The organism is Chryseobacterium artocarpi (assembly GCF_001684975.1).
GTDB lineage: Bacteria > Bacteroidota > Bacteroidia > Flavobacteriales > Weeksellaceae > Chryseobacterium > Chryseobacterium artocarpi.
In genome coordinates this window covers 71,351-93,929 of sequence record NZ_MAYH01000049.1, presented here as the reverse complement: position 1 = coordinate 93,929, position 22,579 = coordinate 71,351, and the positions used below count along the sequence as shown (strand labels likewise).

Sequence of the window (22,579 nt, the reverse complement as noted above, 5' to 3'; positions counted from 1 at the left end):
TTCATGATAAAAAAGACTATAAAATTTCAATCACAATGAATTACAGAGTAGAAAAAGACACCATGGGAGAAGTGCAGGTACCTGCAGATAAACTTTGGGGTGCACAGACAGAACGTTCCAGAAATAATTTCAAAATCGGTCCGGAAGGCTCAATGCCTCATGAAATCATTGAAGCATTTGCCTATTTAAAGAAGGCTGCGGCATATACCAACGCAGATCTGGGTGTACTTTCACCTGAAAAAAGAGATATGATCGGAAAGGTTTGTGAAGAAATTCTGGAAGGAAAACTGAATGATCAATTTCCTTTGGTAATTTGGCAGACAGGTTCAGGAACACAGTCTAATATGAATGTGAATGAAGTTGTTTCCAACAGAGCTCATGTAAACAATGGAGGAACTTTAGGAGAAAAATCTGAAATTCACCCTAATGATGATGTCAATAAATCTCAATCATCCAATGACACTTATCCTACGGCAATGCATATTGCTGCCTATAAAAAAGTTGTGGAAGTTACAATTCCCGCTGTTGAAAAATTAAAAAATACACTTGCTGAAAAATCTAAAGCATTTAAAGATGTTGTAAAAATCGGGAGAACTCACCTGATGGATGCTACTCCATTGACATTGGGACAGGAGTTTTCCGGTTATGTTGCTCAATTAGAGTTTGGTTTAAGAGCTTTAAAAAATACACTTCCCCACCTTTCAGAGCTTGCCCTTGGAGGAACCGCTGTAGGAACCGGACTGAATACGCCTAGCGGATATGACGTAAAGGTAGCTGAATATATTGCCAAGTTTACCAATCATCCGTTTATCACAGCAGAAAATAAATTTGAGGCACTTGCTGCCCACGATGCTATTGTTGAAAGCCACGGAGCTTTAAAACAACTTGCAGTTTCGTTATTCAAAATTGCTCAGGATATCAGATTGCTTGCTTCAGGACCACGTTCCGGAATCGGGGAAATTTATATTCCTGAAAACGAACCAGGATCTTCCATTATGCCTGGAAAAGTAAACCCTACCCAAAATGAAGCTCTGACAATGGTTTGTGCTCAGGTTTTAGGAAACGACACTACAATTTCATTTGCAGGAACACAAGGTAATTATGAACTGAATGTTTTCAAACCTGTAATGGCTTATAATTTCCTTCAGTCTGCACAATTAATTGCTGATGCATGTATTTCATTCAATGATCATTGTGCGGTAGGTATTGAGCCTAATCATGAGAGAATTAAAGAGCTTGTAGACAAATCCTTAATGCTTGTTACCGCTCTGAATACTCATATCGGATATGAAAATGCAGCAAAAATTGCAAAAACAGCTCATAAAAACGGAACAACATTAAAAGAAGAAGCTATCAATCTTGGACTTTTAACTGCTGAACAATTTGATGAGTGGGTAAAACCTGAAGATATGGTAGGTAGCCTTAAATAATTTTAGAAACATAGATTAAATAGTAAAAGCCTCGAAGTTTTCGGGGCTTTTACTATTTATGTTTCTTAGATTTTCTTTTAATTTGAACTCGGTTTTTATCCAATAAGTTCCTTTGCTTGTGCAAGAGCTGCTTCAGTGATCTTACTTCCTGAAAGCAATTGAGCAATTTCATTAAGTTTATCTTCGTCACTTAAAGGTATAATAGTGGATTGAGTTCTCCCTGAGATGTCCTGTTTTACAACTTTATAGTTATTGTTTCCTTTTGCTGCAACCTGTGCAAGGTGAGAAATTACGATCAATTGCATATCTTCAGACATTTCACGCATAAGATTTCCAATTTCTTCTGCTACTTTTCCGGAAACTCCTGTATCAATTTCATCCAGAATTAAAGTTGGCAGCTCATCACTTTCTGCAATAATCTTCTTTACTGCAAGCATTACCCTTGATCTTTCTCCACCGGAAATTGCCGTTTGAATTGGCTTTAAAGGGAATCCAGAATTCGCCTGAAACAACAGCTGAATATTTTCTTTTCCAAATGGATTAAATTCAACAGCATTCTGCAAATCAATATTTACTTTAGCTTTTTCAAGACCTAGCTTTTTTAGAAGTCCTTCTGCTTTCTTAATGAAAACAGGGATATTCTTTTTCCTGTTTTTAGAAAGCTTTTCCGCAAGTACCTGAAGTATCTTTCCTTTTTTAGAAATATTTTCCTCCGTTTCTTCTATTTGTGACTCTAACTCGGAGGCCCCTTTTTGATCTCCAGACAATTCATTTCTGATCTCAATCAGCCCGTGAACATCTGTTACATTATGCTTAAGGAATAAAGCATTAATTTTATTATTCAGCTCTGTTAAATAGACCAGGTTATCCGGATTGATTTCCACCTTCTCTGCTTCATCTTCAAGTTCAGAAATAATATCTTTCAATTCCACGAAAGAAGCTTCAAGCCTTCCATCAAGTTCAGCAAAACCTGTTGAAACTTCGGAAATTCTGGAAAGTTTTGATTTTGCTTCATTAAAGAAAGACAAAATTCCTATTTCTTCCTGATGAAATCTTGAAAGGATCTGCCCTACATTTTCAGAGATCATTCCTGCATTTTCCTGAATGGAAAGCTGATTCTGAATATCTTCAAAATCTACATCATCCAGCTTTAATTCTTCAAGCTCATTTAATAAAAACTCTTTATAATCGCTCTCTTTGGTAGACTCTGAAAGTTGTGTCCTTAGTTTTTTAATAACCTGTTTAAGATTCTGAAAATCTGAAAATTCCTGTTGATATTGTTCAATGATCGTCTTATTTTCGGAAAGACCATCAATTATTTTAAATTGATATTCAGACGTAAACAGATTTGATGTTTCAAATTGGGAATGAATATCAATTAATTGCGAAGAAAGTTCTTTAAGAATATCCAATGTCACCGGAACGTCATTGATGAACGCTCTGGACTTTCCTGATGGAAGAATTTCTCTTCTGATAATAGTATGAAGCTCATAATCAAGATCGTTTTCAATGAAAAACTTTTTAAACTGATTATTAAGGTTGAACTCTGTTTCAACAACGCTTTTCTCATCTGCTTTTGCAATGGATTTCACATCTGCTCTTTCTCCTAAAATAAGTCGGAGAGCTCCCAGAATAATAGATTTTCCGGCACCCGTTTCACCAGTAATGACCTGCAAGCCATTTTTCAATGATACATCCAAAGTATCAATCAGGGCAAAGTTTTTAATGTAAATTCTTGAAAGCATGGATAATCCGTGTTTTTATCAGATATTAATATTAAGTGTAAAAATAAGTTTTTTTAACGAAAACAGAAATGACAGATCGTGATAAATATGAAACTCAGGATTTTGAAATTTCAGTCAATAATTCATAAAAGTTTTTATGTTTATATTCAAAAGAGTCTGCAATTTCATGATCCCAAAGGACAATTGCACTATTTTTATGAGTATCAAAACACAAGAGCCCCCAATCACTGTATGTAGCAAAGGGTACATATCCTTTATCAAAAAGAAATTCTCTTGGATAGGTTTCAAACATCATTTCACGAAGAGAAGCTCTCCAAAGATTGATGGGATGTGAGCAAAATGATACTTCTGAGATCTGAAGCTCGTAAAAATGTTTATGCTTAAGGAATATTTTAAAGTCTTCTGGGAAAATAAAACCTGTTTCTGCTTCAAATATCTCAAGTTCAGAATCTGTAACTTTGCTTTTTACAGGAAGCCAGGTTTTCCATTCATCATCAGTTTGCACAGGAGCAAGCATTTCTGCTTCAATATCGCAGGGAAGTTTATTGACTTCGTTTTCAATCCAAAACGTAAGCGTTCTATCAATAATTCCTTCAATATCTGTCTGATGGCTCGTTATTTCCATTTATTCCATTTACTATCAATGTTTTTAGGAGAAAGAGTTATCATAACCTGCTTAAGATCATTAAGGATAATTCCTCCATTATTCCCGGAATTAAACACATTGAAGATCTCATCGCTTTTGGTATCCATGAATAGATTAAAGAAAAACCCTTGTTGAAAATTATTTTCATACATTTTCAACTGCATTAGGGTATCAAAGATCACTTTCTTTGCAGCCGTCTGATCCTGATTAAAAAGATTATCCATTCCGGATCTATGATAGGTGTATATTGCAGAACGAAGCTGGCTCCAGCTAGGGTTAAGTATTTCGTTGATCAAGATCGTGCGGCTTCTTGGCTCATTGATCGTATTCCATCCTTCATAGTTTCTGTTTTGTGAATTCTGAGCAATCTGCTGAGCTTTTGAAAACCACTGGCTTCCGCTCATAGACTGGAAACTGTCTGCATCATAACCTAAAATAAGGTAAACGTAGAAACTGATGACATCAGTAAGGTTTTTCCCGGAAAACTGTCTTTCGTTGAAAATAAGATTCTCATTTTCAATATATTCAAATCCAAATCTCTGATCCTGAAGATTCAATAGTGGTGATTCGTAAGTGGTTGCATAAACAGGGCGTACAGCCTGAATAACAATAGTTCCTTTGTATCTGTTATCCACTTTCTCTGAAATAACAATAGAAAAACCACATTTTATTTTTTCAAAGTTCTGAAGTTTTTTCCCTGTCCAGCTGGTATTATTGATAAAATCCCTAAGACTTTTCTCCAAAGATTTAAAAGCCTGCTGATTACTTCCTCCTATCTGCTGTGAATTCACCTGAACTGTTGCCAGTAACTCCTGGGAAAATCCAAAACTATATATAAAAACCAGAAAAAATAAACTTATAATTTTTTTCATATGGAGATACTTATTGTTTTTTTAATGTCATATGTAATCGCGTCATCCTCATTGATATTGTCTCTATAGATTCTGACGATTCATTGTCTATTAAAAATTGAGAACGGAAATTTATTAAAATTATTTTAAAAGTTGAGCTTCAACAAAGTTGAGGATATCCTTTGCCACATCATCTTTAGATTTAAGATCAAATTCTCTTTTCTCTGTTTTGGTGAAAATTTTGATTTTATTGGTGTCATTTTTAAAACCGGCACCTTCATCACGCAAAGAATTCAGAACGATCATATCAAGATTTTTCTTTTCCAGTTTTCCTTTGGCATTTTCTTCTTCATTCTGGGTTTCCAACGCAAATCCTACCAGAAACTGATGCGTTTTCTTTTCTCCCATTGTTTTAAGAATATCAGGGTTCTTAACTAATTCAATGGTAAGGTTTTCATCATTTTTCTTGATTTTTTCCTTAGCTACATCTTTGGGAGCATAGTCTGCAACGGCTGCACTTGCAATTCCTATATCTATCTTATCATAGAATTCAAAAACTTTTGCCAGCATTTCTCTAGCAGAAGTTACTTTATGAAGCTCTACATTTTTATCATTAAGAGTTTGAGAGCTTGGTCCTGAGATCAAAATTACTTTTGCACCTCTTTTTGAAGCTTCCTCAGCAATAGAGAATCCCATTTTTCCGGAGGAATGATTTCCTATGAATCTTACAGGATCAATTGCTTCATAAGTAGGTCCTGCTGTAATCAAAACCGTTTTCCCTTCAAGAGTTTTTACGGAAGTATTACCCTTGAAATAGTTTTCAACTGTATTAAAAATAGTTTCTGGTTCAGCCATTCTTCCCTGCCCTACAAGCCCGCTCGCCAATTCTCCGTTTTCTGCGGGAATAATCACATGTCCAAAACTTTCAGCAAGCTCCAGATTTCTCTTCGTAGACGGATGTACATACATATCTAAATCCATTGCAGGAGCAATAAATACAGGACATTTGGCTGACATATAGGTTGCAATAACCAAATTATCACACATTCCATGAATCATTTTAGACAAAGTATTGGCTGTACAGGGAGCTACGATCATAACATCTGCCCATAAGCCTAATTCTACATGGCTGTTCCAGGTACCATTATCTCCGTAAAATTCTGAGTAAACAGGTTTCTTTGATAAAGTTGACAAACTTAGTTTCGTTACAAAATGTTCTGTATCAGGAGTCATAATAACCTGTACTTCGGCTCCTTTTTTTACAAAATCTCTTATCAGAAAATGAATTTTGTATGCCGCAATTCCTCCAGAGACGGCGATAAGTATCTTTTTACCGGAAACACTCATTTAGCTTTAATTTTTTGGAAATACTAAATTACTTATTTTTTCCCACAATCAGGGTTTAAAACAAGAAAGGTCATAAAAGAACTTAATTCCTTTATGACCTTTATTTATTTAAAAACACAGATGATTATTTTCTCTCTTCTGTCTTTCTGAAATATACATCATCGTTTAACCATTCTTCAATAGCAATTGAAGTCGGCTTTGGAAGTTTTTCGTAATGTTTAGAGATCTCAATTTGTTCTCTGTTTTCGAAAACTTCTTCCAATGTAGAATTGTGAACGGCAAATTCATCCAATTTGTTGTGAAGTTCCGTACGGATCTCCGCATTGATCTGCTCTGCTCTCTTTCCCATGATAACAATAGCTTCATAGATTGAACCTACTTTATCTTCAATCTTATCTTTGTCGTAAGTAATAGTATTTACTTCTGCTTTTGTATCTTTTACACTCATTTTGAGAAAATTATTTTTATTTTAAGATGGCAAATTTACGAATTATCTTTGAATTTTGAAAGTCGCTGCAGGTGGAGGGGTCTGAAGTGCCGCACTGTCCCTCTGCATCTGCTTTGCTTGCTTTTCATTACTGATCTGATCTTTAGCCTGCTGTTCTTTTTTATCTTGCTCTGCTAGTTTATCAGCTACTTTCTTTTGTCTTGCCGTAAGCGCTGCAATTCTTGCTTCCGTATCTTTTTTCACGACAACAAAATTCTGCTTTTCTTTTTCAAGCTTTGCTTTCAATTCTGAAGCGGTTTTTGAATATTCCGTATTAGGAAGTTCTTTTTCTACCATCTTCACATAAGTCAATGCGCTTTCAATACGCTCATCTTTCAGGTCATAAATTGACTTTATTGCTAATTCATAACGAGATTTCATGATATAATCATAAATTTTTGGACGAAGCTTTGTACTTGGAAAGTCCTCTAAAACATTCTCCAATGCTACATTTGCAGCTTTATATTGTCCCATCTTGAAGTACTGTCTTCCGTTTTCATAAGCTTTGAACTCTAATTTATAAGACAATTCATCGATCAGCTGAGAAATATTTTTAGATCTTTCAGAATTCGGATAATTGTTCAGGAAGTCCTGAAGTTCATTAATCGCTAATTCTGTACTGGATTGATCCAGGTTATAATCCATAGAACCTTCATAGTAGCAAAGTGCAGACATGTAAGCTGCTTCTTCTGCTCTTGGGTCTTTTGGAAAGTTAATCGCAAAATTTTTGAACTGATGACCCGCTAGCTTATAACTCTTATCGTAATAGTTGGCATAGGCTGTATTGAATCCTACATTAGGAAAATCATCCGTTCCTGCCACAAGATTGGCAAGTCTGTCGTAAAGAGCCAATGCATTTTTCCACTTTTTCTTAGCGAAGTTTTCATTAGCAGCTTTTAGGATAAAATCTTTATCAGCACTCTTCATTGCTTTTTCCTGCTGGCTTACACATGATGCCATCACGGCTACAGCAAAAAGACCTAAAATATATTTTTTCATATAAAAAATTCAACAGTTTTCGGATTATACAGCCGATTTACTAATTTGCAAAAATATAACTTTTTTGTCAATAGATTTTTTTTTATGAATATTTAACGTAATTTTAGTCTGCAGCGTATCCCAAAATGGCAAAAACACTTAGTAAAAGATTCATTCTTACCTTTTTCTCTGCTTCTTTAGCATAGGTTTCTTCATTTTTGCTGGGAACATAAAGTTCATAAAAATTTTTATTTCGGATGACAAACAAGGTGGAACCAATAATCATGGTAAGGATGTCTTCAGGTTTCGGTGTGAAGGTGAAAACTCCTGAGGCAACTCCTTTTTTAATGACTTCATCCAGTTTTTTAACAAATAACTGATAGAAATCCAGTAATTCATCTTTTAAATTTTCTGTATGACGAAGTTCCTGAGTCACAAAACCATGAAAATAGTTGTACTTGAAAAGTTGGGAAACAATATATTTTATCATTTCACGCATTTGCATTTCAGGTTTACCGTCTTTAATGGTGTCTGCAAATTCTGAGAAATTTTCTCTTGTCTTAAGCACTCTGTACTGATAGAGATAAGACATCATTTTCTCTTTAGAACCGAAGTAATAGGAGATCATTGCAACGTTAATGTTTGCTTTGGAACAAATATCTCTTACAGATGTCCCCTCGTATCCCTTTTTTGCAATAAGCTCTTCTGCAATGTCAAGTATGTGAATCTGTTTTTCTGTAAATTTTTTCTTCATGAAGTGTACTTTGAGTAAAGTTAAGAAATTTTTAACACAATTGTAAACGTTCGTTTAATAATTTTACATTAATTCGAAATAATAGTATTTTTGAGGATGGAATTTTTTGATTTTCACCATCATAAAAAATACATCAGAGACGGAATTTACAATTTGGATATTGAGCAAATTCCGCCAGACTTCCCTTATTCAATAGGGATTCACCCTCAGGATATTGATATTATTAATATAGAAAAACAGCTAAGTTGGCTGAAAAATATGATGCTGGAAAACTGTTTTGCTATTGGTGAATGTGGTTTGGATTCTCTTGTTCCTATAGATCAGAAAATTCAGGAGGAAGTTTTTCTTAAGCAGATTAAGATAGCAAATGAAGTAAATAAACCAATCATCGTTCATTGCGTTAGAAAATTTTACGAAGTGATTTCATTCAGGAAAAAGTCACAGCAGCCTATGATTATTCATGGTTTTAATAAAAAACAGCAGATTGCTACGGATCTTATTACTCATAATTTTTACCTGAGTTTTGGAAAAGCTGTTTTGTATAATCTATCTTTGCAGAATATTTTAAAAAACACTCCATTAAACAAAATCTTTTTAGAAACTGACAATGAAGACTTTAAGATCGAAGAATTGTATGGTAAGGTTTCGGAAATAAAAAGGATTTCTTTGGATGACCTCAACGAACAAATTTTAGAAAATTTACACACGATAAGAAATGGATAAATACTGGCTGGAAAGAACGGAGCTCCTTATTAAGGAAGATGGTTTGGAAAAATTGAACAAAGCAACTGTTCTTGTGGTAGGATTAGGTGGTGTTGGTTCCTTTGCTGCTGAATTTTTGGCTAGAGCCGGGGTAGGAAATATGACCATTGTAGATGGTGATACGGTAGACATTACCAATGTAAACAGACAGCTTCCCGCTTTACGATCCACTGTTGGAAAACATAAAGTAGAAGTGGTTGCTGAAAGACTTCTAGACATCAATCCTGATCTTAAATTAACAAAAATCAATGAGTTTCTGAATCCTGAAAGAATGGATGAAGTGCTGGATTCGGCACCATTTGATTATGTATTGGATTGCATAGACAGCGTAACTCCAAAATTAAGCTTAATTATTTCTGCTAAAAGAAAAAAAATAAAGGTGATAAGTTCAATGGGAGCAGGCGGAAAAACTGATCCAAGCAAGGTATTGGTGAGAGATATCAGCAAAACCGAGCACTGCCACCTTGCAAGACAGATAAGAAAAAGGCTGAGAAAAGTAAAAATAGACAAAGGTGTTCGTTGCGTTTTTTCCAATGATATTCAAGATGAGGAAAGCTTGAAAATGACAGATGGAACGAATTATAAAAGATCTTTTTACGGAACGATAAGCTATATGCCTGCAATTTTCGGGCTTTATGCAGCTGCTGAAGTGATCAATTATTTAGTGAAACAAGATTAATGCAGAATTTCAAATACCCCAGAGCGGAAAAGCTCAAAAAGAATGCGGAGATCAGTTTACTTTTTGAAAAAGGTAAATGGAGAACATCCGGAAATCTGCGAATCATTATTTTGAAAGATAAGCCTACACTGCCAATAGAAAATGGTAAATTGGGTGTTTCTGTTTCTAAAAGATACTTTAAAAGAGCTGTTCACAGAAATCGTGTAAAAAGATTGCTAAGAGAGTGCTATCGTTTACATAAAGACTTATATAAAAGTGCTTTTGGGGATAAAACCATTGCTATGCTTTTTTGGATGTCTTCAGAAATGCCAGAGAAATTTCAGGATGTGGAAGCTCAGTTTATTAAACTTTGTGAGGTGCAGAAGAAATAGCTCTAGTCTAGCAATATAACAATGTAGCAGTTTACCAATAAAGAGTTAAACCTGCCAAGATATATTCAATCTCAAATTGTTTTGGGGTACACTACACCTTATATCCGAACTTCTTACGTTTAAATCTCGGATACTTTTTGTAATTTTAGGGAAAACAATAAATCTGAAAATTAATATGTTAGATCAAGTTCCCTACCTTTCCTATGTACTGAGTGCCTTTATTGGCATTGGGCTAGCGGCAGCTACAGGCTTTAGGGTTTTTCTCCCGATGTTTATTGTAAGTCTTGCCTCTTATTTCCACTGGATTCCTATGAATGAGCAATTTGAGTGGCTTGCAGGGTTACCTACGCTCATCACAACAGGTATTGCAACTGTTGCGGAGATTCTTGCCTATTATATCCCTTTCATTGATCATTTACTGGATACAGTTTCTATTCCTATGGCAACTGTCGCTGGTTCTGTGTTATTTGCAAGTCAGTTTGCTGATATGGGAACCTTTCCACAATGGGCATTGGCACTAATTGCCGGTGGCGGAACAGCTGCTACTATAAGTTCCGGCTTTGCAGGAATACGTGCCGCTTCTACGGCAACCACCGGAGGATTGGGAAATTCTGTGGTGGGAACTACCGAAACAGCAGGAGCTGGGATTATGTCTATTCTAGCGATGGCAGCACCGGCTATTGCAGCAATTATAGCAATAGTTCTTTTGATCTTCGTTATTGTTTATGGCAGGAAAGCCTGGAGAAAATTACGGGGCAAAAAAGCCTCTCAGGATCTATAAAAATAAAAAAGGTACAGTATAAATGCTGTACCTTTTTTATTTTAGTTTTTACTTCTGAAATCTTTAATTTCTTTAATTTTAGAAGTAAAGTAATCTTTCTTTTCAGGGTGTTTTTTGATTAGTATTTCAAATGCTTTTATCGCTTTGGAATATAGTTTCTGTTCAAAATAAAGATTAGCAAGTGTCTCAGTCATCAAATGTGAAATATCATCATTCTTTTCTTTAACCACATAAGTACTTTCTTCTTTTAACTGACTGATTCTAGGATTGTTTTCTATAAAAGTTTCAATCGCTTTTTCTTTGATCTCTTCTTTTTCTTTTTCAACTTCTTCTGTCCTGTCTATTTTCAGCCAACTCTGCCAGGTATTGATAAACCCTGGAACATTACTGTCGACAGGAGATTGAACAGTATTTTCAACAACATCCTTCATTACTTCTTCTTTTGCTGATGTTTCTTTAGTCTCAGCCTGTTCTTCAACTCTCAAGTTGGAAATATCTGAACTGAAGAATGAAACATTCATTACAGGTGCTTCTTCATCTTTTTTGGCTGTAACGACTTCTTTCTCATCGGAAATTTCATTGTTTTCAACTTGTTCTTCAACCCATTCCTGAGTTTTTGGTTCGGATGGTACAGAACCCTCATTGGAATCTTTAATTGGAGCTTCAACTTCTGTAACCGTTTTTTCTGCTTCAACAGGTGTATTTACAACATGTAATGCTTCTGGCTTACTGATTAAAGAGTCAGGTATATTTGATTCAAGACTCATGGGCTTCCAGGAGGACTGAACTTCAGATGTATTTTCTTCAACAGATACTTCCTCAGAAGATTCTTCTACAGTTTCTACTGGTTCAGCAGCTTCTTCTATAACTTCTGCTTTTACTTCTTCTGATAGTTCTGGAGCCTCTTCTCCAGCAGACCAAAAGTGGAAACTCTGAGTTTCTGCAAAGCTGATTTCATGATCTTCTACAACAGTTTCAGGTTCTTCTTTTTTCTCTTGTAGAACCGCTTCTGCCTTTGTTTCCTTCATTTTCTTCTCAACCTCTTCAATCAGACGTCTCATTTCCTCCTCATGCTTATTTACATTGGACAGAGAAACTTCAGCCGTACCTGCTACTTCTTCATTGTTTGCCTGTATTTTAACATCCGGAAGGAAAGCATCTGTTCCATGGAAGCTTAGTTTTGCATCTGATGCTTCTCTCTTCTCTTCTTCCTCAACATGAGAATCGGAGGTTTCTTCAGCTACGGCAATAGATTCAGCATCTATAGCTTCTTCAGTATTTTCATCTATTACTTCTGCTTCTGAAATAGGAGCATTTTCATTTTCCAAAACAGTTTCAGAGTCTTCTGTTTCTTCTACTATATTTTCTTCAGATGATAAAGGTTGTATTTCTTCAAAACTCAGATTTGGATCTTCTTCTACTTTTTCTGCAACATTTTCAGAAGATATCTGATCTTCGTCAATGATTGTTTCAGGCGTAAAGTTTTCACCTGCATTTTCTTCAACTTCCGATTGAACTTCTTTACTTTCTTCCTGATTCTGGATTGGCTCTACTATTGTTGATTCAGGTTTTTGGGTTACCAGGGTTCCTGATTCCAGCGTAGATTCAAGGTCAATTGTTTCTGTATTTTCTTCATCGAGGAAGTTTTCTTCTCCTTCAAACAGAATTCGGTTTCTTTCTCCGTTTACATAAACAGGTTTTATTTCCTGTGCTGTTTGTAAAATGCAAGAAGCTTCTTCTTCAATTGTTTCAGGAGCAGTTTCTTCTCTTTTAATAGGGAAGCCTTTGTCTTTATAATTAAATCGAACAGGTTTTTCCGTCGTTTTTGAAGTTGATTTGTTGTCAATCACTTCTTCCTGTTTTGCTTCCTGTAGGATTTTCCCGTTGATCAGCTGATAAAGAATCTTTTTATCAGTAGTGTATGCTGCTGTCGTAGAAAGTTCCTTCTGATAATTTTCTTTTTCATACAGGTGTACTCCATATAAGTGAAGTGCCCTGATATTTTGGATATAGGGAAATGCATGAATCTCTTCCTTTAAAAGACCTAGATCTTCTAACTGAATATTTTTCGGATTTTTTATTAATTCTAAAACTCTCGGATTCATCTTACCAATTCGCTACAATGTCGTTAAAAATCTTGTTAATAATTCTCTCTGTTACAACTTTCACCTGCTGACTTTCGATATCACTCTGTGATAGATTACTGTTAAAAACAGCTTCATCTGTATAGGTTCTGTCAAAACTTGCTTCCACATTTACTTTATTCTCATAATGTACTTTTACAGTAATCATAAGCTTATTCTGTGCTTGTTGAATCACTCCTCCGGAAGGGTTATTCTGTGTAGTGGAGCTGATGGTTGTAGGAGTAATTGTATAGTCTGTAATTTCTCCTTCTACTAGGATATCGGGATTTTCTTTTGTTCCCTTCAAAGTTGTTCTCTGTAGAAATCTGTTTTGAATATCTGTAGAGAATTGTTGTGATAATGCCGGGTTCACAAGGGGGGCATTATTTGGAAACTCATTGATCTGAATTGTCTTTTCATCTTTAAGGGCTCCACCTTGGCTAAAACTGTAGCAGGAGTTTAAAACGCCCATCAGAACGAAGAGTATTGCAACCTTTGCAGGTTGTTTCAGACTAATATTTTTAATTTTAAAATTCATTTTTAGATCCAATTTCAATGATTTCATCATGCTCAATTTGTTGAATAGCATCTTCATAAGCAAAATAATTTGCAGTGTATAAAAAAGGTAAGGTAAGAAAAACACCAATACCACAGGCAATAGCACCTATTTGGGCTAAGATACTCACTATTAATGAGAAAAGAAATATTGACAATAAATTTCCTTTAGTCATTACTTTTGAAATATTCCACGCTTCTTTTATATCTGTAATTCCTTTAAGACTGATCAATGGAGTAATATAAAATGCTTTCAATGCAAAATAATATATAGCTGCTATCATTATAAACAGATAAGGAATCATAAACAATAACAACAACGGGTTCCCTTCATCACGTCCTGAAATAGATCCTGTAACCACCATTACGATAATCAAAGGAATATAAAGCAATAAGAAACCTCCAAGAATAATTAACTGCAGAATAAAATAAGGCATAAAATCTTTAAAATCAAAAATATCTCCGGGAGATGCCGGTTGATTTCTATTCAGTTTTCTAAGGTATTTATACATATTCCCCATCGCTACTGCTGCGCAAAAAGGGATGATAGACATAAGGCAGCATAATAAAAAAGCTACAAAGATATTTCCAAAATCTTTCTTTAGAAGCTCTACGCCTTTGTTGATATATTCTCCAAGTTTAAAATTGATCGGTTTAGGTGCTAAAAATGTTTTCATTATTTATGTTTGGTTAATCTTCCAGATTATATTGTTTTATTTTTCTATATAAAGTTCTTTGTGAAATTCCAAGTTCATCTGCCGCTCTGTTCCTGCGTCCTTTATGTTTCTCCAACGCTTTGATAATCAAATCCTTTTCGTTATTCTGAAGAGATAAGGATTCTGGTCTGTTTTCTTCCACTTCAATATCCTCAATATCTTCATAGCTATCTTCCGGACTTGAAATAATTGTTGGAGTCTGAACAGTTGGAGTATCATTATTATTCTCAAAATACAATAAAGATCCTGAGTTTACTTGTTGCTGACTTTCGGGAGTATAAATTCTATTGATCAGATTTTTCTCATGATTGCTTAAGTCGGCAGTTCCTCTGTTCTTTATTAATTCCGAAGTTAAGGATTTTAAATCATTAATATCATTACGCATATCAAAGAGGATTTTATACATAATTTCTCTTTCGCTTCCGAAGTCGTTCTGCTTAGGTGTACTCTGATTATTGACCACCATCGGCAGATGCGTTTCCATTGGAATATATTCCGCAAGCTTTTCTGCTGTAATGTTCCTGTTTCTTTCCACAACGGTCATCTGCTCAACTAAGTTTCTTAATTGACGGACATTTCCCGGGAAAGAGTAACTTTCTATGTAGTGAATAGCGCTGGGCTCTAATTCAAGCTCAGGCATTCTGTATTTCTCTGCAAAATCTATTGCAAATTTTCTGAACAATAAATGAATATCTCCTTTTCTTTCTCTCAAAGGAGGCATATCGATCTGAACGGTATTCAAACGGTAGTATAAATCCTCACGGAATCTTCCATCATGAATAGCCTTCATCATATTGACGTTGGTAGCTGCTACAATTCTCACGTTAGTCTTTTGAACCTGTGAAGAACCTACTTTCATAAATTCACCGCTTTCCAACACTCTTAAAAGACGAACCTGCGTCTGTAAAGGAAGTTCTCCCACCTCATCTAAAAAGATTGTGCCTCCATCTGCTACTTCAAAATATCCTTTTCTGGTAGCCGTAGCTCCTGTAAAAGCTCCTTTTTCATGACCAAATAATTCTGAATCTATGGTTCCCTCAGGAATAGCTCCACAGTTTACAACAATATAAGGCTGGTGCTTTCTTCTGGATTCTGAATGAATGATCTTCGGAATAAATTCTTTCCCTACCCCACTTTCTCCGATAACAAGAACAGAGATATCTGTAGGGGCTACCTGAATAGATTTTTCCAGTGCCCTATTGAGTGCCGGAAAGTTCCCGATAATTCCGAAGCGGTTTTTTATGTTTTGTAACTCGTTGCTCATAAGTAAATTTTTGATTATTGATTCAATGTTAATGTTCTACAGCTCTTCTATCTGTTTTCTGTAGACTTTGTTAAAATGATGAGTATAGACATCTTTCATGGTCTTGCCGTCATCATACGTTTGTAAGGCTAACATTTTTAAATCTAAATAATCCTTGTTTCTGATCTTAGAAACTTTACTTTTAAAGTATATGTTCTCAGCAAAGTCGTATTCTTTGCTTTGTTTTTCAAAATTTTCCAGGGCTTTATCATATTTCCCCTGTTCAAAATAGGTTACACCAAGCTGGTAATGATCAAACATTCCCTTCACATAACCGTTTGTGGCAAGCAGTCTTTCGATAATGCCTACTGCTTTTTCTTTTTGTCCTAAAGCACTATAGGACATAGCTTTTACTACATCCAGATGGTAATCACCGTTCAGCGACCTTCCAAGATCTTCCGGATAATATTTTCGGAATTCTTCTAGGTCCTGAATAGCACCTTTATAGTCACCTAAAAATTGAAACTTACACCAGCCTCTATAGCCAAGGTGCATTTTAGGATTTAAGGTAACAGCTTTATCAATCAGAATCTTCCAGGTTGCAAAATCTCCGTTTTTGAGATAAGGCACCGCTTTTTCCATATAAGCATTGGAAAAATCCGGACAGAGTTCAATAGTCCTATCAAAACCTTCCTGAGATTCTCTGAAGCCTTGTAAATCTGAAGCTTGGTTGTAAAGTTCACAGGCTTTTTTGCAATCCTCACCCTCTATCGCATTACAGTTTACCTGTGCAATAGTATTGGTGTACACTATAAGTAACAAAAAGCTAAGGTAATACCTCTGAAACTTTTCCATCTTCAATTTTATAGGTTAAATACTGATAGTAATCTACTTTTAAACCTTCTATCTCTTTTGGCATCCAGCCATTCAATGATTTTGTGAATTTCAACAGCTTATTTTCCAATTCTTCATCCAAAGCAAGATCTTTCAAATCTGAATTCATATGCTTGAGTCTGAACATTCCTGTTTTCCCTTCACAATTTACTAAAAATCTAACGGTAATATAACCGTTGATTTTCTTTTCTGAATATATATTTTCTTTTTTAAGTTTTTCGACAATGGCAATTTTCTCTCCTTTATACAGGAACATCTTCGGTCCGTGATAATATTGAAAGCTGAAAGGTATTCCCTTTCCTTTTCCACACTTCTCAAAACCAGCCTCATCCAGTTTTTCATCAAATGATATATCACCTACGGTATCCGGATATTTACTGACATTCTTTTCTGCCTGACATGAAAACAGGGTAAAAAAGAATAATAATAAAAGATAAACCGCCTTTGTCACTTAAATTATTCTGCTATTCTTCCTAAAAGTGTGCCTTGGGTATTATCATAAACAAAAACGTTCACAATGTCACCAATCTGCTGTCCTTCTAACTTATCGAAAACACATACAGCATTCTGAGAGTTTCTTCCTTTCCATTGGTTTTCGTTTTTCTTGGAAGTTCCTTCGATCAGAATTTGATGCATTCTTCCTACATAAGATTTCATTCTCATTCTGGAAAGCTCTCCCTGAAGTGCAATAACCTCAGCAAGACGTCTCTGCTTCACATCCGCAGGAATGTTATCTTCCATTTTTTTGTGTGCAGGAGTTCCTGGTCTTTCTGAATAGGCAAACATATAACCGTAGTCATATTCTACTTCTTTCATCAGACTTAATGTATCCTGGTGATCTTGCTCTGATTCATTGCAGAATCCAACAATCATATCCTGAGAGAAAGCTACTTCCGGAACAATTTCCTTCGCTTTTCTGATCAATTCAAGGTATTCTTCACGGGTATGCTGCCTGTTCATGGCTTCAAGCATATTATTACTTCCGCTCTGTACAGGAAGGTGTACGTATTTACAGATGTTTTCGTGTTTTGCCATCATTCTGAATACATCAAGGCTCATATCCTGAGGGTTTGATGTAGAGAATCTGATTCTTATTTCCGGAACTGCTTTAGCTACCTGATCAAGTAACTGTGCAAAGTTAACAGCTGTAGCTTTCTGCATTTCTGAAGCTTTGGCAAAATCTTTTTTAGGACCTCCTCCGTACCATAAGTAAGAGTCTACGTTTTGTCCTAAAAGTGTAATTTCTTTATATCCATTGTTCCACAGGTCCTTACATTCTTCAATGATGGAGTGTGGATCACGGCTTCTTTCTCTTCCTCTTGTAAACGGTACTACACAGAAAGTACACATATTATCACATCCTCTTGTAATGGTAACAAAAGCTGTAACTCCATTTCCGCCTAAACGAACCGGATTGATATCTGCGTAAGTTTCTTCTTTTGAAAGAATTACATTGATGGCATCTCTACCATCATCCGTTTCTTTCAATAGGTTTGGCAAATCTCTGTACGCATCCGGACCAACAACCAGATCAACTAATTGTTCTTCTTCTAAGAATTTAGTTTTCAATCTTTCAGCCATACATCCAAGAACACCAACCGTCATATTTGGTCTTTCTTTTTTAAGATTCTTGAATTGGGAAAGACGCATTCTTACGGTTTGCTCAGCTTTTTCACGGATAGAACAAGTGTTTAACAGGATCAGATCTGCTTCTTCTACTTTCATTGTTGTATTGTATCCTTGTTCATTAAGGATGGATGCAACAATTTCAGAGTCTGAGAAGTTCATCTGACAACCATAGCTTTCTAAAAACAGTTTCTTAGAATTTTCCGGTCTTTCGGCTATAGCAAAAGCTTCGCCCTGTTTTGTTTCGTCTATATATTTTTCCTGCACGATAATCAATTTAAGGTTCTCATTTAAAAACACGATAAATTACTTCGTGAATTTTAAACTACGAACAGATAAGTCTGCAAAGATACAAAATATTGTGACAGAATGGCAGGGCTATCTTCCACTAAATATTTACGATAAAAATTAATGTGAAAAATGGTTTGTTTTTTATAAGAATTTGTTGTCCGTGAGGGGGCTTTATCTTCCTTTTACTTTTGGTTTAGATTACATGTCCACAGACAGAGACGAGAAATTCATTTTTACTTTCATTTGGGATTTTACAGGCTGTCCATCACAAGTTGCCGGGGTCCAGTTTTTCTTGATTCTTCTTACCACATATTGCATATCATCAAAGAAAGCTTCACTGTGTAAAACTTTAGGAGCGCCTACCGCATCAATAACTCTTCCTGTAGTATCAATAATTAATGTAAATGTAAAGTCTCCGGTCAAAGTATAAAAATCTGCATTCAGATAGGTATACATGTATTTACTCAATAAATATTTGTAGGCTGAAGCTCCTCCTTCGAAGGATGCAGGTTTAAAATCATTACACTTTACAGCTACCTGTAGAAAAGGTTCTTTAATATCTATTTTGAAAAGGTTTTTATTGTTTTCAACGATAAAGGAATCATCCCTATCCTCAAGCTCCTGGGCAAATGTGAAGTTTGCAACGCATAAGGCAAAAAATAAAAGTAACGTTCTCATAGCTTGATTTGTTATAGAATTATTAAGCAAAGGTAAATATTTCCACCCTTTACAAAAAAGAAAAACTTCACACAAAGTATGAAGTTCTGAGAATAGCGTGATGATTAAACTTTCAAAGGATGTTTATAATACATTTATATCTGTTTACAATAGTCCTTTGATATGCTTATAATTACTTTTTACAGTTTCTAAAACCTCATCCATTTTCCCACCCAGCATCAGCTGAGTCATAGATTTCGTCATTCCAACGATCTGATCAAATTCAATTTTCGGAGGAAGTGCTAATGCATTGGGATTGGTAAAAATATTTAAAAGGTAAGGTCCTTCATGATTCAGGCATTCTTTAATAGCATTCTCTACCTCTTCTGGTTTATGAACATTCTTTCCTGGATATCCCATCGCTTGTGCTACTAATGCAAAGTCTGGATTAATCATATCGGTTTCATTATCCGGCATTCCACCAACTTCCATTTCCAGCTTTACCATTCCCAGGGTTCTGTTATTGAAAACAATCAGCTTTACTGGAAGTTTATATTGAAAAATGGTAGCCATATCCCCCAATAACATAGATAATCCACCGTCTCCACACATAGCAATTACCTGCTTTCCAGGATAGGTAAGAGAAGCTCCGATTGCCATAGGCATTGCATTTGCCATTGATCCATGGTTGAAAGAGCCTAGCATTTTTCTTTCTCCTGTACCTGTAATAAATCTGGCTCCCCAGACACAACACATTCCCGTATCTACTGTAAAGATTGCATCTTTTTTTGCTAATCTATCTAAAGTATGGGTTACATATTCCGGCTGAATAGCGTCTTCTTTACCAAAGTCTTTGACGTATTCCATCTGATTTTCTTTTACTTTATCATAAAAGGCAAGTTGCTCATTGAGAAAATTGACATTTGTTTTTTCAGTAATCATAGGAAGTAGAGCTCTGATGGTTTGTTTGATATCTCCTGCTAAACCCAACTCGAGTTTTGCTCTTCGTCCTAATCGCTCCGGACTTTCGTCTATCTGAACTATTTTATTTTTTACAGGCATAAATTTCTGATACGGAAAATCAGTACCAAGAAGAATTACAAGGTCTGCTTCATGCATCGCGTGATAAGCGGAAGGAAATCCCAGCAATCCTGTAAGTCCAACTTCATTGGGATTGTTGGGCTGAATTGCCATTTTTCCACGGAATGAATATCCCACCGGCGCTTTTAACAGTCCGGAAAGTTCTACAACTTCTCTATTCGCATCAGCTGCTCCAACACCGCAGTAAAGAGTTATTTTTTTACTATTATTGATTAAAGTGGCAAGATTTTTCAGTTCATCATCTGATGGTCTTACAATGGGATTGGTTTTAAAAATCTGATTAGAAGTGGTTGCTTCTTCTGCGTCCATTTCAGAAACGTCGCCCGGAAGCCCAATCACTGCTACACCTTTCTTAGAAATAGCATGCTGAATAGCAGTCTGCATAACCCTTTGTACCTGCTCTGGTCTTGTGATCATCTGATTGTAATGACTACAATCATCAAAAAGCTTTATCGTGTTGGTTTCCTGGAAATAATCCATTCCCATTTCATCACTGGGAATTGTAGATGCTATAACCAACATGGGAACATGAGATCTGTGTGCATCGTATACTCCATTGATAAGGTGAACATGACCTGGACCGGAACTTCCTGCGCATACCGCAAAACCATCAAGTTCAGCTTCAGCGGCAGCGGCATAGGCTCCTACTTCTTCATGTCTCACATGAATCCATTTGATACTACTTTTTTTAACTGCGGCATTGAGATGATTGAGACTGTCACCTGTTACTGCATAAATCCTTTTCACATTGGCATTTTCGAGCATTTCTACAATTTGCTCTGCTATATTTTTAGCCATAATTAAATAAATTTGATGGTTATTTTTTATTTATCACAATTGAGATAAATTTCCTAACTCTATCAAATTTAATTAATTAATTGGAAATTCCGACAGGATTTATTATTAAAAAAATTGTAACTTTTATTGAAATTGAACAACTAGGTTTTATTTTAACTCAAAGCTTTCAGAGTAAAAAAAATAATATACGTTTTGTGTTTTTTCCTTTATAAATTTGCTATGTAGAGAGAGTATTATAGACTTTAAAAAAAGTAAAATTTAGCTTATTAATGGAATACAAGTATTTTATATAAAAAAACGACCGCCCAAAAAGGACAGCCGCTCGTTTATTATTTCATATTTCTTACATCACCACTTCAATCTGGTTTCTCAGTAAGTCTTCAAATTCATCTCTTTTTCGGATCAAATGAGCTTTTCCATCAAGGAATAAAACTTCTGCAGGCTTTAATCTTGAATTGAAATTTGAACTCATCTCAAAACCATATGCTCCTGCATTGTGGAACGCAAGAATATCCCCTTCTCTCACTTCGTTTAGTTTTCTGTCCCATGCAAATGTATCCGTTTCGCAGATGTTTCCTACTACTGTATAAATTCTTTCTGCTCCTTTTGGATTGGAAAGGTTTTCAATCATATGGTAAGAATCATAGAACATCGGACGGATCAAATGATTGAAGCCTGAGTTTACTCCCACGAAAACAGTTGCCGTCGTTTGTTTGATTACATTCGCTTTTACTAAAAGATAACCACTTTTTCCAACTAGGAATTTTCCTGGTTCAAACCATAATTCGAATTTTCTCCCTGTTGTTTTTGTGTATTCGCCTAAAACTTTTTCAACTTTTTTACCTAACGTTTTAACGTCTGTTTCTTCTTCACTATCCTGATAAGGGATTTTGAAACCACTTCCCATATCCAGATACTTCAAATTAGGGAAATGTTCCGCAAGTTCTAGCATGATATCCAGAGCCTGTAGAAAAACTTCCGGGTCTTTGATTTCACTTCCTGTATGCATGTGAAGACCTTCAACATTCACGTTTGTGCTTTTCATCACTCTTTCAATATGACGAAGCTGGTGAATGGAGATCCCGAATTTACTATCGATATGACCTGTTGAAATTTTATAGTTTCCTCCTGCAAAAATATGCGGGTTGATTCTTACAAAAATCGGATAAGAATTCCCGTATTTATTCCCGAACTGCTCAAGGATAGAAATGTTATCAATGTTTATATGAACTCCAAAAGCCATTGCTTCTTCTATTTCTGCCAGATCCACACAGTTTGGAGTAAAGAGTATTTTTTCTTTCGGGAATCCTACCTTTAATCCAAGCTTAACCTCATTTATAGATACACAATCCAAAGAAGCACCCAAGTTCTTGACATACTTAAGAATATTAATGTTCGTCAATGCCTTCGCCGCATAGAAAAACTTTGTATGTTTTAAAAAAGAAGATGTAAGTTTTTCATATTGCACTTTGATCGATTCTGCATCGTAAACATACACCGGTGTACCAAACTCATTGGCAATCTTTAATAATTCTTTTGAATTCATAATTTCATTTTAACATAAAAAAAGGCAGATTCTTCCAAAAAAGAGTCTGCCACATTAATTATTTTTTATGCAAGACAACTCTTTTAAATATTCCAAACCTTAGAGAACCTTACCGCTCCCTTTTTTCCAGTTTTAATTTGTTTAAAATTTTGCATTGCTTCTATTTATTTTTTACAAAAATACTATTTATTTTTCACT

General features: G+C 35.4%; 22 protein-coding genes. 5 read left to right on the top strand and 17 right to left on the bottom strand.

The window, feature by feature from the left end:
* Nucleotides 1–35: 35 nt before the first annotated feature.
* A complete protein-coding gene (fumC, locus tag BBI01_RS19725; RefSeq protein ID WP_065396507.1) occupies nucleotides 36–1,430 on the top strand; it encodes a class II fumarate hydratase in 1,395 nt (464 codons plus the stop codon).
* A 95-nt stretch (nucleotides 1,431–1,525) separates the two neighbouring features.
* On the opposite strand, the gene BBI01_RS19720 is transcribed toward fumC, so the two are convergent.
* The 7 genes from BBI01_RS19720 to BBI01_RS19690 all read right to left on the bottom strand — a co-directional run bounded on the left by BBI01_RS19720 (nucleotide 1,526) and on the right by BBI01_RS19690 (nucleotide 8,238).
* Entirely contained in the window at nucleotides 1,526–3,175 is a 1,650-nt protein-coding gene (locus tag BBI01_RS19720) for a DNA repair protein RecN (protein ID WP_065396364.1), read from the bottom strand.
* Nucleotides 3,176–3,269: 94 nt separating this feature from the next.
* Nucleotides 3,270–3,800, bottom strand: a complete 531-nt coding sequence (locus BBI01_RS19715) for an SMI1/KNR4 family protein (protein WP_065396363.1) — start codon at nucleotides 3,798–3,800, stop codon at nucleotides 3,270–3,272.
* Nucleotides 3,791–4,693, bottom strand: a complete 903-nt coding sequence (gene porD, locus BBI01_RS19710; RefSeq protein ID WP_065396362.1) for a type IX secretion system protein PorD — start codon at nucleotides 4,691–4,693, stop codon at nucleotides 3,791–3,793. Before porD ends, BBI01_RS19715 begins: the two co-directional genes overlap by 10 nt.
* A 120-nt stretch (nucleotides 4,694–4,813) precedes the next feature.
* Nucleotides 4,814–6,019, bottom strand: coding sequence for a bifunctional phosphopantothenoylcysteine decarboxylase/phosphopantothenate--cysteine ligase CoaBC (gene coaBC / locus BBI01_RS19705; RefSeq protein WP_065396361.1), 1,206 nt, complete (start codon nucleotides 6,017–6,019; stop codon nucleotides 4,814–4,816).
* Nucleotides 6,020–6,143: 124 nt separating this feature from the next.
* Entirely contained in the window at nucleotides 6,144–6,467 is a 324-nt protein-coding gene (locus BBI01_RS19700; RefSeq protein WP_002983982.1) for a DNA-directed RNA polymerase subunit omega, read from the bottom strand.
* Between the two features lie 42 nt (nucleotides 6,468–6,509).
* Nucleotides 6,510–7,505, bottom strand: coding sequence for an outer membrane protein assembly factor BamD (locus BBI01_RS19695; RefSeq protein ID WP_065396360.1), 996 nt, complete (start codon nucleotides 7,503–7,505; stop codon nucleotides 6,510–6,512).
* Nucleotides 7,506–7,608: 103 nt separating this feature from the next.
* The gene (locus tag BBI01_RS19690) at nucleotides 7,609–8,238 is read right to left on the bottom strand and encodes a TetR/AcrR family transcriptional regulator (RefSeq protein WP_065396359.1); all 630 of its coding nucleotides are present in this window, start codon (nucleotides 8,236–8,238) and stop codon (nucleotides 7,609–7,611) included.
* A gap of 96 nt (nucleotides 8,239–8,334) precedes the next feature.
* Between BBI01_RS19690 and BBI01_RS19685 the strand changes: the two genes are divergently transcribed.
* The 4 genes from BBI01_RS19685 to BBI01_RS19670 all read left to right on the top strand — a co-directional run bounded on the left by BBI01_RS19685 (nucleotide 8,335) and on the right by BBI01_RS19670 (nucleotide 10,831).
* Nucleotides 8,335–8,961: a TatD family hydrolase gene (locus BBI01_RS19685; protein WP_065396358.1), complete on the top strand. Its 627-nt coding sequence runs from the start codon at nucleotides 8,335–8,337 to the stop codon at nucleotides 8,959–8,961.
* Nucleotides 8,954–9,679, top strand: coding sequence for a tRNA threonylcarbamoyladenosine dehydratase (locus tag BBI01_RS19680; protein WP_065396357.1), 726 nt, complete (start codon nucleotides 8,954–8,956; stop codon nucleotides 9,677–9,679). The genes BBI01_RS19685 and BBI01_RS19680 overlap by 8 nt, the downstream gene beginning before the upstream one ends.
* Nucleotides 9,679–10,050, top strand: coding sequence for a ribonuclease P protein component (gene rnpA / locus BBI01_RS19675; RefSeq protein WP_065396356.1), 372 nt, complete (start codon nucleotides 9,679–9,681; stop codon nucleotides 10,048–10,050). Before BBI01_RS19680 ends, rnpA begins: the two co-directional genes overlap by 1 nt.
* 175 nt (nucleotides 10,051–10,225) lie before the next feature.
* The gene (locus BBI01_RS19670) at nucleotides 10,226–10,831 is read left to right on the top strand and encodes a DUF4126 domain-containing protein (RefSeq protein ID WP_065396355.1); all 606 of its coding nucleotides are present in this window, start codon (nucleotides 10,226–10,228) and stop codon (nucleotides 10,829–10,831) included.
* A gap of 41 nt (nucleotides 10,832–10,872) precedes the next feature.
* On the opposite strand, the gene BBI01_RS19665 is transcribed toward BBI01_RS19670, so the two are convergent.
* The 10 genes from BBI01_RS19665 to lysA form a co-directional block, all read right to left on the bottom strand.
* Entirely contained in the window at nucleotides 10,873–12,936 is a 2,064-nt protein-coding gene (locus BBI01_RS19665; protein ID WP_065396354.1) for a tetratricopeptide repeat protein, read from the bottom strand.
* Nucleotide 12,937: 1 nt separating this feature from the next.
* Nucleotides 12,938–13,492, bottom strand: coding sequence for an LPS assembly lipoprotein LptE (lptE, locus tag BBI01_RS19660; RefSeq protein ID WP_065396506.1), 555 nt, complete (start codon nucleotides 13,490–13,492; stop codon nucleotides 12,938–12,940).
* Complete coding sequence (locus BBI01_RS19655; protein WP_065396353.1) at nucleotides 13,482–14,186, bottom strand: hypothetical protein; 705 nt, start codon at nucleotides 14,184–14,186, stop codon at nucleotides 13,482–13,484. Before BBI01_RS19655 ends, lptE begins: the two co-directional genes overlap by 11 nt.
* A 13-nt stretch (nucleotides 14,187–14,199) precedes the next feature.
* Nucleotides 14,200–15,489, bottom strand: coding sequence for a sigma-54 interaction domain-containing protein (locus BBI01_RS19650; protein ID WP_065396352.1), 1,290 nt, complete (start codon nucleotides 15,487–15,489; stop codon nucleotides 14,200–14,202).
* Between the two features lie 36 nt (nucleotides 15,490–15,525).
* Complete coding sequence (locus tag BBI01_RS19645) at nucleotides 15,526–16,323, bottom strand: tetratricopeptide repeat protein (protein WP_065396351.1); 798 nt, start codon at nucleotides 16,321–16,323, stop codon at nucleotides 15,526–15,528.
* The gene (locus tag BBI01_RS19640; RefSeq protein ID WP_065396350.1) at nucleotides 16,295–16,813 is read right to left on the bottom strand and encodes a hypothetical protein; all 519 of its coding nucleotides are present in this window, start codon (nucleotides 16,811–16,813) and stop codon (nucleotides 16,295–16,297) included. The genes BBI01_RS19645 and BBI01_RS19640 overlap by 29 nt, the downstream gene beginning before the upstream one ends.
* A 5-nt stretch (nucleotides 16,814–16,818) precedes the next feature.
* Nucleotides 16,819–18,255 (bottom strand): tRNA (N6-isopentenyl adenosine(37)-C2)-methylthiotransferase MiaB, encoded by a 1,437-nt coding sequence (gene miaB, locus BBI01_RS19635; RefSeq protein ID WP_065396349.1) that lies wholly within the window; start codon nucleotides 18,253–18,255, stop codon nucleotides 16,819–16,821.
* A 222-nt stretch (nucleotides 18,256–18,477) separates the two neighbouring features.
* A complete protein-coding gene (locus tag BBI01_RS19630) occupies nucleotides 18,478–18,957 on the bottom strand; it encodes an energy transducer TonB (RefSeq protein ID WP_065396348.1) in 480 nt (159 codons plus the stop codon).
* A 144-nt stretch (nucleotides 18,958–19,101) separates the two neighbouring features.
* The gene (locus BBI01_RS19625; RefSeq protein WP_065396347.1) at nucleotides 19,102–20,835 is read right to left on the bottom strand and encodes a thiamine pyrophosphate-dependent enzyme; all 1,734 of its coding nucleotides are present in this window, start codon (nucleotides 20,833–20,835) and stop codon (nucleotides 19,102–19,104) included.
* 343 nt (nucleotides 20,836–21,178) lie between these two features.
* Nucleotides 21,179–22,381: a diaminopimelate decarboxylase gene (gene lysA / locus BBI01_RS19620; protein WP_185114366.1), complete on the bottom strand. Its 1,203-nt coding sequence runs from the start codon at nucleotides 22,379–22,381 to the stop codon at nucleotides 21,179–21,181.
* Between the last annotated feature and the right edge of the window lie 198 nt (nucleotides 22,382–22,579).